11 protein-coding genes, 2 tRNA genes and 2 pseudogenes are annotated in these 14,414 nt (G+C 69.2%); 10 read left to right on the top strand and 5 right to left on the bottom strand.

The genetic code is table 11. The features are described 5' to 3' along the window. From DRB06_RS02450 to rpmH, 5 genes and pseudogenes are all read right to left on the bottom strand, one after another. Positions 1 to 215, bottom strand: a pseudogene (locus DRB06_RS02450) (single-stranded DNA-binding protein); the annotation flags it as partial. A gap of 51 nt (positions 216 to 266) precedes the next feature. Next, the gene (gene yidC, locus DRB06_RS02445) at positions 267 to 1,454 is read right to left on the bottom strand and encodes a membrane protein insertase YidC (protein ID WP_111819057.1); all 1,188 of its coding nucleotides are present in this window, start codon (positions 1,452 to 1,454) and stop codon (positions 267 to 269) included. Positions 1,455 to 1,686: 232 nt separating this feature from the next. After that, positions 1,687 to 1,977, bottom strand: a pseudogene (yidD, locus tag DRB06_RS02440) (membrane protein insertion efficiency factor YidD); the annotation flags it as partial. Continuing rightward, positions 1,974 to 2,366 carry a ribonuclease P protein component gene (rnpA, locus tag DRB06_RS02435; RefSeq protein WP_234415965.1) on the bottom strand — a complete coding sequence of 131 codons (393 nt, stop codon included), beginning with the start codon at positions 2,364 to 2,366 and terminating at the stop codon, positions 1,974 to 1,976. The gene rnpA and the pseudogene yidD, both read right to left, overlap by 4 nt. A gap of 22 nt (positions 2,367 to 2,388) precedes the next feature. Continuing rightward, positions 2,389 to 2,526 carry a 50S ribosomal protein L34 gene (gene rpmH / locus DRB06_RS02430; RefSeq protein WP_073333441.1) on the bottom strand — a complete coding sequence of 46 codons (138 nt, stop codon included), beginning with the start codon at positions 2,524 to 2,526 and terminating at the stop codon, positions 2,389 to 2,391. A 384-nt stretch (positions 2,527 to 2,910) separates the two neighbouring features. On the opposite strand from rpmH, the gene dnaA reads away from it, so the two are divergent. The 10 genes from dnaA (at position 2,911) to DRB06_RS02385 (ending at position 14,264) form a co-directional block, all read left to right on the top strand. After that, positions 2,911 to 4,692: a chromosomal replication initiator protein DnaA gene (gene dnaA, locus DRB06_RS02425; protein WP_111819059.1), complete on the top strand. Its 1,782-nt coding sequence runs from the start codon at positions 2,911 to 2,913 to the stop codon at positions 4,690 to 4,692. A 586-nt stretch (positions 4,693 to 5,278) separates the two neighbouring features. Next, a complete protein-coding gene (gene dnaN / locus DRB06_RS02420) occupies positions 5,279 to 6,412 on the top strand; it encodes a DNA polymerase III subunit beta (protein ID WP_073333445.1) in 1,134 nt (377 codons plus the stop codon). Between the two features lie 123 nt (positions 6,413 to 6,535). Then, positions 6,536 to 7,753: a DNA replication/repair protein RecF gene (gene recF, locus DRB06_RS02415; RefSeq protein ID WP_111819055.1), complete on the top strand. Its 1,218-nt coding sequence runs from the start codon at positions 6,536 to 6,538 to the stop codon at positions 7,751 to 7,753. Further along, positions 7,750 to 8,388, top strand: coding sequence for a DUF721 domain-containing protein (locus DRB06_RS02410; RefSeq protein ID WP_244542698.1), 639 nt, complete (start codon positions 7,750 to 7,752; stop codon positions 8,386 to 8,388). The genes recF and DRB06_RS02410 overlap by 4 nt, the downstream gene beginning before the upstream one ends. A gap of 296 nt (positions 8,389 to 8,684) precedes the next feature. After that, positions 8,685 to 10,712, top strand: a complete 2,028-nt coding sequence (gene gyrB / locus DRB06_RS02405; RefSeq protein WP_108969345.1) for a DNA topoisomerase (ATP-hydrolyzing) subunit B — start codon at positions 8,685 to 8,687, stop codon at positions 10,710 to 10,712. A gap of 48 nt (positions 10,713 to 10,760) precedes the next feature. Then, entirely contained in the window at positions 10,761 to 13,400 is a 2,640-nt protein-coding gene (gene gyrA / locus DRB06_RS02400) for a DNA gyrase subunit A (protein WP_111819054.1), read from the top strand. Then, complete coding sequence (locus tag DRB06_RS02395; protein ID WP_111819053.1) at positions 13,397 to 13,900, top strand: DUF3566 domain-containing protein; 504 nt, start codon at positions 13,397 to 13,399, stop codon at positions 13,898 to 13,900. Before gyrA ends, DRB06_RS02395 begins: the two co-directional genes overlap by 4 nt. A gap of 50 nt (positions 13,901 to 13,950) precedes the next feature. Further along, positions 13,951 to 14,024 (top strand) — tRNA-Ile (locus DRB06_RS02390). Positions 14,025 to 14,053: 29 nt separating this feature from the next. Next, complete coding sequence (locus tag DRB06_RS16325) at positions 14,054 to 14,188, top strand: DLW-39 family protein (RefSeq protein ID WP_211483025.1); 135 nt, start codon at positions 14,054 to 14,056, stop codon at positions 14,186 to 14,188. Between the two features lie 3 nt (positions 14,189 to 14,191). Continuing rightward, a tRNA-Ala gene (locus DRB06_RS02385) sits at positions 14,192 to 14,264 on the top strand. The last annotated feature ends 150 nt before the right edge of the window (positions 14,265 to 14,414 follow it).

Genomic DNA, 14,414 nt, shown 5'->3' with positions numbered 1-14,414 from the left:
CGGCCGACCAGGTCGGCCAACTCGCGCTCGTCGCCCGCCTCGGAGGCGATGATCGCCACCGAGGCCCGACCGTGGTCGACGTCGATGTCGATGTCGCCGCCGAGATCGACGATGTCGAGGAACTCCTCCAGGTAGTCGGCGCCGATCTCGCCTTCCTCCTCGAGGTCCTTGACGCTGCTGGCCTGGTGCTTGGGGTGCTGTGCGTGCTCGCTCATGGGACTGTCTGCTTCGCCTCTCGTGGGTGCCCTGCCTCCGGTGATCCGGACTCAGCGGGGCTTGCGCTTGTTGTTCTTCTTGTTCTTACCGGCCTGACCCTTGCGTTTGGCGGCCGCCTGCTTGCGGGCCCGAGCACGCCGCTCGTAGCGGCGCCGGGCGATCTCCTCCTGGGTGAGGCCGACGGCGTTGGTGCGCTGATCGGCGTCGTTGGTGTCCGACTCGGTGTCCTCGGGCGCGGTCTTGTCCAGGTTCGCGGCGGTCGAGGCGTTCTGCGGGCGCTTCTTCTGCCGGTCCTTGCGGACGGGCTGGGCCCGCTGCCCGGTGCGGATGGTGCCCTCGGCCTCGGCCTTGGCGCGTTCCTCCTCCTCCAGCGAGGGCAGTCCCTTGCGGGCGCGGCGGGCGTTCTCGCGGGCCCGCATCTTCTTCTCGGCCTCGGAGCCGGGTGCGGGCATCTTGCGGATGGTGAAGAACTGCTGCCCCATGGTCCACAGGTTCGTAGTCACCCAGTACACCAGCACGCCGATCTGAAACTGCACGCCGGTGAAGGCGAAGAAGATCGGCATGATCGTCATCATCATGCGCTGGGAGCGCATGGCCGGGTTGTCGGAGTTCTTGGTCGCCTCCGGCATGTTCTTCATGCTCAGCTGCGCCATCGTGTACCACTGGGTGACGCTCATCAGGATGATCATCACCACGGTCACGATCTTGACCGTGACATCGCTGGAGTTCATGAAGGAGGCCGACAGCGGCGCCCCGAACAGCGTTGAGGCCTGCACCTGCTCGGCCAGGGCGGCGGTGAGCGGACCGATGGAGTCATGGTCCGGGTAGGTGCCGGTGGCGACCGCCTCCAGGTTGGCCAGCACGCGGAACAGCGCGAAGAACACCGGCATCTGGATCAGGATGGGCAGGCAGGAGGCGAAGGGGTTGGTGTTGTGCTTGCGGTACAGCGCCATCATCTCCTCCTGCTGGCGCTGCTGTGAGGCGGGGTCCTTCTTGCCCTTGTACTTCTCCTGCAGTGCCTGCAGCTCGGGCTGCATGAGCTGCATGCCGCGGGATGCGCGAATCTGCCGGACGAACAGCGGCATGATCAGCAGCCGCACGAACATGGTCAGGCCGACGATCGAGATGACCCAGGCGACGCCGGGCCCATCGGAGAATCCGATGAAGACCAGGAATCGGTGGATGGTGACCATGACCCAGGCGACCGCGACCTTGAGGGGCCACAGGATCGTGTCCATTGCACTCCTTGTTTACGAACTTACGACGCTAACGACGCCGACGGCGCCTGATGGGCTGCCGACCGCCCGGGCGCTATCGGCACGGGGCGGGTCGGCGGACTTGCGGTGACTGACGAATCGGTGGGGACGGGGACTACTAGGCGGTGACACTCGCTGGCAACACGCGTCCATCGGCGTCGGGCGGGGCACCCGAACGGGGGCGCTCATCCGGGCAGTGCGGGTTATTAGCGGCAAAGCGCGGCACGTCGGGGGGCAGGTAGTAGCGCCACCGACCCGGGTCGGGGACATGGTCGACGCCCCCGCGCGTGAGCGGGTTGCACCGCAGTAGCCGCCAGGCGGCCAACACTGTGCCCTTGAGCGCACCGTGCATCTTGATCGCCTCAACGGCGTAAGCGGAGCAGGTGGGGTAGTAGCGGCAGCGGCGCGGCAGAGCCGGAGAGATCCAGCGCTGATACAGGCCCACCAGGGCCAGAGCCGCGCGGGCCGCGGCGGAGGGGCGAGGAGCTTGTGGTGAGCAGGTCATCTACGCCGTCCGGTGTGTGCGAGGTGGCGGCTGCGGGCTAGCAACCGGTCCAGATCCGCGGCCAGCTGTTCGCTGGTCGCGCCGTCGGCACCGGCCAGGCCACGCACGACCACACGCGCACCCGGCTCCAACGTGTCCAGGCGCGCGCGCATCAGTGCACGCACACGCCGCTTGATCCGGTTGCGGTGGGTGGCGCGGGCGACCTGCTTCTTAGAGACGACGATGCCGACGCGGGCCTGCGGCAGCGCGTCTACGGCCCCGGCCGCGTCCGCTTCGGGACGAGAGTCGGGGCCGTAATTCGGTCCGGCGCAGTAGTGCACCACCAGTCGGCGACTGCCGCTGCGCGCACCGGACCTCACTGCGGCGGAGAAGTCCTCCGACCGCAGCATCCGGTGCGCCGCCGGAAGCACCTCAGGCCGCGAGACGGGCGCGGCCCTTGCGGCGGCGCGAGGCCAGAACGGCGCGGCCGGCGCGGGTGCGCATGCGCTTACGGAAGCCGTGCACCTTGGCGCGGTGACGGTTGTTGGGCTGGAAGGTCCGCTTGCTCACGGGTGTTCTCCTGGTGCGATGATCGGAACCGTGCATCGCCAATCGCGGCACGGTCGCTCGTGTTGGCTGCCCCATGGTCCGGGACGTGACTCCACACGAACGTCCGCACCACCATAGGGGCAGGCTTTCCCCGCGGTCAAACGATTACGGCCGCAATGTGATGAGAACCCGAACACGCCCGGCCCACGCTCACCCTGGGCGCACACAGGGCGAGCAGCCGAACCCCTACCTGCCGACCACCCGGCCCCGCCCACCCGCGAGTACCGAACCGCCCGCCGGCGCGGATATACGTCTGATGTCTAGCCGTCGGCAGCTTTTCCCAAGCCTGTGAACTACCGGGACCCGCGCCTGTGCACATTCGACGCCGGCGCCGGCCGAGATCCGATGCAGCACAACCCCACCCGTACCCAACGTCGCGGGGCATGCCTTAGAACCCGACGGCACCCGCGCGGGGGGTGCCATACTCATCCCCAACTGTGGACAAACCTGTGTGCAACTGCCTGTCCGGCGGGCGGCGCGTCCGGACGTGTGCGACGCAGGGCCGACCGACATGCGTCCGGGATCGACTACGGTTCCACTAGCGCATCCGCCCAGCCGGCTTCCAGCCGACCGGGCGATCATCGAAACACCCATCCTCAACCATCGACCAGTTTCCAAACAGTCAGTCAGGAGTCAGCCGTGGCCGACGAAGCGACAGCACAATGGCGCTCGGCTCTCGAAATCCTTGCCTCCTCGGCCGAGCTCGGCCAGGGCAAGTTATCCATCATTCGCACGACCCGTGCAGTCGACGTCGACGGCACGCTCGTACTCATCGTCGGTTCCGGGTTCGCCCGGGGCATCGTCGACGGCTCCCGGGAGTTGATCACCCAGGCGTTGCGCCGGGCCGCCGGCTACGACGTCCCGTTCGAAGTGATCGTAGACACCTCGCTGGAGTCCTCCGCGCCCGTGCTCGCCAATCGGCCCGAGGCGCCCACCACTCGCCTGGCCGGCCCCGCCGTCGATCCCCTGCCCGAGGCGTCCACCCCGGCCGTGACCTCCTCAACCCCACCCGCAGCCGCACCGGCAACCGTCCCCGGCTACATGAGCGGTCCGCCCTCCCCGACGGCGGAGCCGCCTAACGCCGACTCGGACTTGAACCCGAAGTACACCTTCGACACCTACGTCACCGGCTCGTCCAACCGGCTGCCCCACGCCTCCGCCATTGCGGTCGCCGAGGCACCCGCCAAGGCTTACAACCCCCTGTTCATCTACGGCGGTTCCGGTTTGGGCAAGACCCACCTACTGCACGCCATCGGCCACTACGCCCGCCGGCTCTACCCCTCCATCCGGGTCAAGTACGTCTCCAGCGAGGAGTTCGTCTCCGACTTCATCGCCTCGGTGGCCGACGGCCGCATGGACGCCTTCAAGCGCCGCTACCGGGAGGTGGACATCCTCCTGGTTGACGACATCCAGTTCCTCCAGGGCAAGGAGCAGACACTGGAGGAGTTCTTCCACACCTTCAACGCCCTACACACCGCCAACAAGCAGGTGGTGCTCACCTCCGACCAGCCACCCAAGGCCCTGGGCGGCTTCGAGGAGCGACTGCGCTCGCGCTTCGAGTGGGGGCTGCTGGCCGACGTGCAGCCGCCGGACTTCGAGACCCGCACCGCGATCCTGTCCCGCAAGGCCAGTGCCGAGGGGCTGGACCTGCCGGCGGACGTGCTGGAGTACATCGCCAGCCGGGTCACCACCAACATCCGTGAGCTCGAGGGCGCCCTCATCCGGGTGACCGCCTTCGCGTCGTTGACCAAGCAGCCGGTGGACCGCACGCTGGCGGAATTGGTGCTCAAGGACATCATCACCGACCCGGCCAGCGAGGAGATCACCTCCGCGCTGATCATGGCGCAGACCGCCGACTACTTCGGCATCAGCATCGACGACCTGTGCTCGGCCAACCGGGCGCGCACCATCGTCCACGCCCGCCACATCGGCATGTACCTGTGCCGGGAGCTGACCGACATGTCCCTGCCGCAGATCGGCCGCGAGTTCGGCGGTCGCGACCACACCACGGTGATGAGCGCGGACAAGAAGATCCGCACCCAGATGGCCGAGCGCCGCGAGACCTACAACCACGTCGCCGAGTTGACCGCCCGCATCAAGCAGGCCGCCCAGTCCTCCGCCGGCTGACGCGCCGACGTCTCCTTAAGGCAGGCCTTTCAGCCGCGGGGCGGTCTGACGCACGAGTTCGTGCCCTGTTGCGAGCTTTTGCACCCTGGTACGCGGCTACGGCGTGCGCAGCAGGGTGCAAAAGCTCGCACAAGAGCTCGCATTAGAAGGGATGACGGGATGTGGACGGCGCTGCGGAACGGCGGTGGACAACGCGGGTCCGGCGTGTGGACTGCCTGGACCGCGTCTGGGGACGCCGACGCGGGCGAACTACACAATCCACCACCGCGGTCGCGCGTCCACGGAACCACGAATTTGTAATTCCACATCCGCGCCCCGCGCAACGCCGCCGCAAACACCGGTTATCCCCATCATCCACACCACCTACAACCCCTACCAGACTTGTCATTCACCGCGCATCAACTCCGGCCCGCACCTGCACCGCAAGTCCCTGCCGAGCCGCCCATGCCCACACGCCGCGTGAACCGGCGCCGACCGCGGGCTCCGGGCCCACGGTGCGTCAACGGGGCTGATGCGTCTACACTCAGCGAAAAACCGCACACACCACGTTTATGCCGGGAGCGCCCGGCCGCCGAGGAGGCACTAAATGAAGCTCAGGGTCGACCGCGACGTCCTCGCCGACGCCGTCACCTGGACCGCCCGCTCCGTGCCGGCGCGTCCCCCGGTGCCCGTGCTGGCCGGCGTCCGCCTCGAGGCCACCACCACCTCCCTGATCCTGGCCTCCTTCGACTACGAGGTCTCCGCGCACTGCGAGATTCCCGCCGACGTCGAGGAAGAGGGCGTCGTCCTGGTCTCCGGGCGACTGCTGGCGGACATCGCCAAGTCTCTGCCCGCCAAGCCCGTTGACCTGGAGGTGGAGGGCACCAAGGTCACCGTCACTTGCGGCGCCTCCCACTTCGCACTCGCGGCCATGGCCGCCGACGACTACCCGGCGCTGCCGCAGATGCCCGGCGTGGCCGGCACGGTCGACGCCCACGACCTGGCCCAGGCCGTCTCCCAGGTGTCCGTCGCCGCCTCCCGCGACGAGACCCTGCCGCTGCTGACCAGCGTGCAGATGGAGGTCGATGGCCCCTCCCTGACCCTCATGGCCACCGATCGCTACCGCCTGGCCGTGCGCGAAATGACCTGGCAGCCGCAGGACCCGCAGATGGCCACGCAGGCGCTGCTCAAGGCCCGCACCCTGTCCGACGTCGCCAAGTCCCTGACCTCGACCGGCGACGTGACCATCGCGCTGACCGAAGCCGACTCGGTCGGCTCCAGCCTGATCGGCTTCGAGGCCGGCGGCCGTCGCACCACCAGCCTGCTGACCGACGGCGACTACCCGCCGGTACTGCGCCTGTTCCCCGAGACCACCACGATTCACGCCACCGTCGGCCGCGAAGAACTCATGAGCGCCGTGCGCCGCGTCAGCCTGGTGGCGGACCGGGCCGCCCCGATCCACATGTCCTTCACCGCCGGGAACCTGGCCCTCGACGCCGGGCAGGGTGACGACGCGCAGGCCTCCGAGCAGCTGGTCGCCCACCTGGACGGCGAGGACATCGCCACCGCCTTCAACCCCGCCTACCTGCTCGACGGTCTGGGGGCCATCACCCAGCCGTACGTGCGCTTCGACTTCACCCACCCGTCCAAGCCCGCGGTACTGACCGGCATGAGCGCCATCGACGGCGAGGAGGACACCTCCTTCCGCTACCTGATCATGCCGATCCGCTTCGGTGCCTGAGGACGGCCCCGGCCCAAATGCTTCCGGCTCTCAGCCGCACCATCCGCCTGTGCGGGGTGACGGTGCGAGGAATCGGTGCTTACACGCCCCTAAGCGTGACTCGTCCACGGGAGGTGAGGCGGAATGTACGTCTCTGACCTGGCCCTGGACGACTTCCGCTCCTTCCACCAGCTCGTCCTCACCCTCGAGCCCGGGCCGACGGCGTTCATTGGACCCAACGGACAGGGCAAGACCAACCTGGTGGAGGCGATCGCCTACCTGTCCACCCTGTCCAGTCACCGCGCCGGCACCGACGCGGCCCTGGTACGCCGCGCCGCATCCGGTACTCCCCAACCCGCCGGCGCCGTCATCCGCGCCAAGGTGGTCCACGGTGAACGGCCCAGCGTCCTGGAGCTGGAGCTGATCGCCGGGCGCGCCAACCGGGCCCGGCTTAACCGCGCCAACGCCCGCCCCCGCGACCTGCTGGGGATCCTGCGCACCGTCGTCTTCGCCCCGGAGGACCTGGCCCTGGTGCGTGAGCAGCCGAGCGTGCGCCGCCGCTTCCTGGACGACCTCGCCGTCACCCTGCGACCCACGCTCGCGGGCGTGCGTGCCGAGCACGACAAGATCCTCGCCCAGCGCGCCAGCCTGCTGAAGTCGGCCCGGGCCGCCCGCGCCTCAACCGCCTCCATGCTCTCCACCCTGGAGGTCTGGGACGCCCAACTGGCCGCGGCGGCCGCCCGCCTGATCGCCGCTCGCATCGACGTCGTGCAGCGGCTGCGCCCCTGGGTGGCCGACTGTTACGGCCGGGTCAGCGAGGGCCGCACCGACGCCCGCATCGCCTACCGCGCCAGCCTGCTGGCCCACGAGGGCGCCGACGAGCCGGACCCGGCCGATGCGGCCGCCGTCCTGGCCGCCGAAGAACCGTTGCGCGACGTGCCGGCCACCGCCGCCCGGCTGGAGACGGCCATGGGCGAGCTGCATGCCCGCGAGATCGACCGGGGTGCCAACCTGGTGGGCGCCCACCGCGACGAATTGGAACTGTTCCTTGACGCTCTGCCGGCAAAGGGCTTCGCCTCCCACGGCGAGCAGTGGTCGCTGGCCCTGGCGCTGCGTCTGGCCTCCTACGAGATGCTGCGCCACGACGTGGACGCCTACGCCGGCGACGGCGAGCCCGTGCTCATCCTCGACGACGTCTTCGCCTCCCTGGACGACGCCCGCCGTCGCGCCCTGGCCGGGATCGCCGCCGACGCCCAGCAGGTGCTGCTCACGGCCGCCGTCGACGACGACGTGCCCGCGGCCCTGGCGGGAAGGCGCTTCCACGTCACCCGCACCGAATCCGGCTCGCAGGTGCAACCATGATCGATCCCCGCACCCCGGTATCCCCGGACGACGCCGATCCGGCCGACGCACTCGCCGCCCGCGCCCTGGCCCGTGAGCGCGGTCGCGCCTGGGAGGCCGGCCAGACCCGCAGCCGGCTGTCCCGGCAGGCGGCGGACGTCGACGGCGTGGCCGCCTGGGACCAGCGCCGTCGGAGCCCGGGGCGGGACGCCGGGGCGGGCGGCGCCGACAGTGCCGATATGGACCGTGGCCCCGGACTGCCGCCCGGCCGCGACCGGCCCGGTCCCACCCGCTTCGACCCGCGCACCGGCAAACAAGACCTGCGCCGCTACGCCGAGCGACACGGTTGGGCCTCCAAACTGGCCATGGCGTCGGTGGCGGTGCGCTGGCGGGAGATCGTCGGCGAACAGATCGCCGAGCACGCCGTCATCGAGCGTTTCGAGCCCGGCCGCCTGACGCTGCGCGCCTCCTCCAGCGCCTGGGCGCAGCAACTGCGACTACTGCTGCCCGGCATCGAACGACAGGTGGAGCAGGCCCTGGGCCGGGACGGCGGCGCCGTCGAAATCCGCATCCTGGGCCCGGCTGGCCCCACCTGGCGGCACGGTCGCTTCGGTGCCGCCCGCGGCGGACGCGGCCCACGCGATACCTACGGGTGACCTAACGGGTGACGTTGCCCACGTCGCGATTGGCGTCATGACGCCCGAAACCGGAGTCGAACACGGTAGAATCGGCGCGGAAATGCCCATGGTGCGCCCAAGGCCATGCACCAGGTACCCACCTACACGCGCCGGGTCCCAAGCCCGAATTCCGGCGCCTGGGTGCCCGCATGGGAATCAGCCCGGCGCACATGACGAGGAGCAAATGATACGTGTCTGACCTGGATCAGCCTGTGACCACAAGCAGCAATACCGGCAGCGTCGAGCCTACCGCCGCGCCCGCCCCGGAGGCGGATATCGCAGCGACGAGCCGCACCGAGCACGGCTACGACGCCGGCGACATCACCGTCCTGGAGGGCCTGGAGGCGGTACGCAAGCGCCCCGGCATGTACATCGGCTCCACCGGTGAGCGCGGCCTGCACCACCTGGTCTACGAGGTGGTGGACAACGCCGTGGATGAGGCGCTGGCCGGCTACTGCGACCACATCGAGGTCACCATCCAGGCGGACGGTGGTCTGCGCGTGGTCGACAACGGCCGCGGCATCCCCGTCGACGAGCACCCCACCGAGCACAAGCCCACCGTCGAGGTGGTCATGACCATCCTGCACGCCGGCGGCAAGTTCGGCGGCGGCGGCTACGCCGTCTCCGGTGGCCTGCACGGGGTGGGCATCTCCGTGGTCAACGCCCTGTCCACCCGCGTGGACACCGAGGTGCGCCGCCAGGGCTACGTGTGGCGCATGAGCTTCGGCGACGGCGGCCGTCCACTGACCCCGTTGGAGCGCGGCGAGGCCACCGACGTCACCGGCACCACCCAGACCTTCTACCCGGACCCGGCCATCTTCGAGACCACCGTCTTCGACTACGAGACCCTGCGCCGTCGCTTCCAGCAGATGGCCTTCCTGAACAAGGGCCTGCGCATCACCCTGACCGACGAGCGCGAGGGCGTGACCGACTCCGGGGATGAGATCACCGGCGACGAACTGGGCACCGCCGACGACCCGGTCAAGGGGCACCGGTCCGTCACCTACTGCTACGAGCACGGTCTGCGCGACTACGTGGCCTTCCTGAACCGCTCCAAGAAGGTCGAGCTGATCCACCCCGAGATCATCGACTTCGAGGCCGAGCAGGACCTCGGCGACGGGCGTGCCATCAGCCTGGAGATCGCCATGCAGTGGACCGGCGCCTACTCCGAGTCCGTCCACACCTACGCCAACACCATCAACACCACCGAGGGCGGCACCCACGAGGAGGGCTTCCGCACCGCACTGACCACCCTGGTCAACAAGTACGGCCGCGAGAAGGGCCTGATCAAGGACAAGGACGACAACCTCACCGGTGAAGACATCCGTGAGGGCCTGACGGCCGTCATCTCCGTCAAGCTCACCGACCCGCAGTTCGAGGGCCAGACGAAGACCAAGCTCGGCAACACCGAGGCCCGCACCTTCGTGCAGCAGACCGTCTACGCCCGGCTCGGCGACTGGTTGGACTCCCACCCTGCCGACGCCAAGGCGGTGCTGACCAAGGCCTCCCAGGCGGCCGCCGCCCGCATGGCCGCCCGCAAGGCCCGCGAGGCCACCCGCCGCAAGGGCGTGCTGGAGTCCGCCTCCATGCCGGGCAAGCTGCGCGACTGCTCCTCCCGCAACGCCGAGGAGTGCGAGATCTTCATCGTCGAGGGCGACTCGGCCGGCGGCTCCGCCGTCGGCGGGCGCGACCCCGAGCACCAGGCCATCATGCCGATCCGCGGCAAGATCCTGAACGTGGAGAAGGCTCGCCTGGACAGGGCCCTGTCCTCGGACACCATTCGCTCCCTGATCACCGCCTTCGGCACCGGCATCGGCGAGGACTTCGACATCTCCAAGCTGCGCTACGGCAAGATCGTCATCATGGCGGACGCCGACGTCGACGGTCAGCACATCGCCACCCTGCTGCTGACCCTGCTGTTCCGCTACATGCGCCCCCTGATCGAGCAGGGCCACACCTACATCGCCATGCCGCCCCTGTACCGGCTCAAGTGGGTCGGCACCGAGCACGAGTTCGCCTACTCCGACGCCGAACGCGACCAGCTGCTCAAGGCCGGCGCCGAGGCGGGCCGCCGCCTGCCCAAGGAGGGCGGGATCCAGCGCTACAAGGGCCTGGGCGAGATGAACGACCACGAGCTGTGGGAGACCACCATGGACCCGGCCAACCGGATCCTCAAGCAGGTCACCCTGGACGAGGCCGCCGACGCCGACGAAACCTTCTCCATCCTCATGGGGGACGACGTCGAGCAGCGCCGCTCCTTCATCCAGCGCAACGCCGCCGACGTCCGCTTCCTGGACATCTGATCCGGCCGCCCCCACGTACCGCAACTAACGCAGAAGCAAAGGAAATTCGTGAGCGACGAGACCACCGAGCTCCCCGCCCTGGAGCCGACCGGAGACCGCATCCACCCGGTCGACCTGCAGATGGAGATGCAGCGCTCCTACCTCGACTACGCCATGAGCGTGATCGTCGGACGCGCCCTGCCCGACGTGCGCGACGGACTCAAGCCGGTTCACCGCCGCGTCCTGTACGCCATGTACGACGGCGGCTACCGCCCCACCGCCTCCTTCTCCAAGTCCTCCCGCGTGGTAGGCGAGGTCATGGGAAACTACCACCCGCACGGTGACGCCGCCATCTACGACGCGCTCGCCCGCCTGGTGCAATGGTGGTCACTGCGCTACCCGCTGGTGGCCGGGCAGGGCAACTTCGGCACCCCCGGCAACCTGGGGCCGGCCGCACCCCGTTACACCGAGTGCAAGATGGCGCCCCTGGCCATGGAGATGGTCCGCGACATCGACGAGGAGAGCGTCGACTTCCAGGACAACTACGACGGCCGTAACCAGGAACCCGTCATCCTGCCCTCGCGCTTCCCCAACCTGCTGGTCAACGGCTCCGAGGGCATCGCGGTGGGTATGGCCACCCGCATCCCCCCGCACAACCTGCGCGAGGTCGCGGCCGGCGTGCAGTGGTTCCTGGACCACCCCGAGGCCTCCCGCGAGGAGCTGCTGGAGGCGCTGATTCAGCGCATCCCCGGCCCCGACTTCCCGACCGGCGCCACCATCCTGGGCCGACGCGGCATCGAGGACGCCTACCGCACCGGCCGCGGCTCGATCACGCAGCGGGCGGTGGTGAATGTCGAGGAGATCCAGGGCCGCCAGTGCCTGGTGGTGACCGAGCTGCCCTACCAGGTCAACCCCGACAACCTGGCCGACAAGATCGCCCAGTTGGTGCGCGACGGGCAGATCGGCGGCATCGCCGACATCCGCGACGAGACCTCCGGCCGTACCGGCCAGCGCCTGGTGATCGTGCTCAAGCGCGACGCGGTCGCCAAGGTGGTGTTGAACAACCTCTACAAGCGCACCCAGCTGCAGGACAACTTCCCCGCCAACATGCTGGCCCTGGTCGACGGCGTGCCCCGCACCCTGTCCCTGGACGGCTTCGTGCGCCACTGGGTGAACCACCAGATCGACGTGATCGTGCGCCGCTCCCAGTACCGGCTGCGCAAGGCCGAGGAGCGGCTGCACATCCTGCGGGGCCTGCTTAAGGCGATCGACGCCCTCGACGCCGTCATCGACCTGATCCGTCACTCGCCCACCACCGATGAGGCGCGCACCGGCCTGATGGAGCTGCTCGGCGTCGACGAGGCTCAGGCCGAGGCCATCCTCTCCCTGCAGCTGCGCCGCCTGGCCGCCCTGGAGCGCCTCAAGATCCAGCAGGAGTCCGACGAGCTGACCGCCCGCGTGGCCGACCTGAAGGACATCATCGCCGACCCGGCCCGCCAGCGCCGCATCGTCTCCGAGGAGCTGGCCGAGATCGTCGACAAGTACGGCGACGATCGCCGCACCAAGATCCTGCCCTTCGACGGGGAGATGAGCGCCGAGGACCTGATCCCCGAGGAGGAGGTCGTCGTCACCATCACCCGCTCCGGCTACGCCAAGCGGACCCGCACCGACGCCTACCGCTCCCAGCACCGCGGCGGCAAGGGCGTGCGCGGCGCCGCCCTGCGGGAGGACGACGTGGTGGACCACTTCTTCGTCACCTCCACCCACAACTGGCTGCTGTTCTTCACCAACCTGGGCCGCGTCTACCGCGCCAAGGCCTACGAGCTGCCCGAGGGCGGCCGCGACGCCAAGGGGCAGCACGTGGCCAACCTGCTGGCCTTCCAGCCGGGCGAGGAGATCGCCCAGGTGATGGAACTGGGCGACTACCAGCAGGCCGACTACCTGGTGCTGGCCACCCGCCGCGGCCTGGTGAAGAAGACCCGCCTGACCGAGTACGACTCCAACCGGTCGGCCGGGCTGATCGCCATCAACCTGCGTGAGGATGCCGACGGCAACCCCGACGAACTGGTCTCCGCCGCGCTGCTGTCCGCCGGGCAGGACCTGCTGCTGGTCTCCCGGCACGGCCAGGCCCTGCGCTTCACCGCCGACGACGCCACCCTGCGCCCCACCGGCCGCGCCACCAGCGGCGTGACCGGCATGCGCTTCCGCGATGGTGACTCGTTGCTGGCCATGGACGTGGTGGACCCCGCCTGGGAGGACGCCGACCTGTTCGTCGTCACCGAGGGCGGCTACGCCAAGCGCACCCTGGCCACCGACTACCCGGTCAAGGGCCGCGGCGGCCTGGGCGTGAAGGTCGCCGACCTGGTGGAGGAGCGGGGCGACCTCGTGGGCGCCCTGACCACCGCCCCCACCGATGAGGTCATGTGCATCATGGCCTCCGGGAAGGTGGTGCGCAGCGCCGTCGCCGAGGTCTCCCGCACCGGCCGCAACACTCGCGGCGTCACCTTCGCCAAGCCCGACCCGGGCGACCGCATCATCGCCGTCGCCCGCAACGCCGAGGACGAGCTCGATGGCGACGACGAGGAATCGGCCTCGGCGCCGTCGGCCGACTCGGCGGAGCAGGCGGCGGCCGAATCCGGAGTGGACGCTGCGAGCGAGGGTGCCGACGCGGTATCGTCTGAGGACGACGAGAGTGAGGTCCAGGCATGAGTCAGCCGGAGTCCTTCCCGCCCGCCACGGGCGGACCGACACAGCCCCCCGCGGCCGCGCCCGAGCCGGCCGCCCCCGCCGCGAGCCAGCAGAGCCCCAATCAGCCCAAGTCGGCCGCCAAGACCATTGCGGGGCCGCGCCGTGTGCGGCTCGCCCTGACCCGCATCGACCCGTGGTCGGTGATGAAGGCGTCCTTCCTGCTGAGTGTTGCGGCCGGCATCATGCTGGTGGTGGCCGCCGCCTTCGTGTGGTTCATGTTGGACGCCATGCACGTGTTCTCCACCGTTCAAGACCTGCTGAGCACCATCATGGACTCCAACTACAACGCCTACTCGGCGCTGCTGGAGTACATGAAGTTCTCCCGGGCCATCTCCATGGCCACCGTCATCGCCGTCGTCAACATCATCCTGACGACCGCGCTGGCCACCATCGGTGCGTTCCTGTACAACATCACGGCCGCGCTCGTCGGTGGGGTTCATCTCACACTCGCAGATGAGTGATCGCATTTGGTTGCCGGCGACTCGGTAGGTTAGTCTCTTCCGCGTCGCAAGGGCCTATAGCTCAGTTGGTTAGAGCGCATCCCTGATAAGGATGAGGTCGCTGGTTCAAGTCCAGCTAGGCCCACCGCCCGCGGTGGAACGTGAGGAGGCTTCATGCAGAGCCGAACGCTCGTACTGGCCGCGGTTTTTTCATGCCTCGGGGTGGCCGGCTACGCCGCCTGGCTGAAGCTGGCGGCCAACCGCGCGGAGCGGGCCGCATGGGCGGAGGTCACCGACCCCATCGCATGACCGGGGGCCATGGCGCAATTGGTAGCGCACCTGCTTTGCAAGCAGGGGGTTACGGGTTCGAGTCCCGTTGGCTCCACTCATTCCTCCCGGCCGAGTCCGCCGGGACCGGCGATGCCTCGAGACACCGCTAACGGTGTGTCCGGCGGCGAACCCCAATGTGCTGCGGGGTGCTCGTTGGAAGAGGTCGGCCCGGGGACTGGGAACTCGCGGCGAGGCCGTAGTGGCG

It is taken from the genome of Actinomyces sp. Z5 (assembly GCF_003287795.1).
Classification (GTDB): domain Bacteria; phylum Actinomycetota; class Actinomycetes; order Actinomycetales; family Actinomycetaceae; genus Actinomyces; species Actinomyces glycerinitolerans.
The sequence above is the reverse complement of the archived record's forward strand: the minus strand, read 5'-3'. Positions and strand labels throughout refer to the sequence as shown.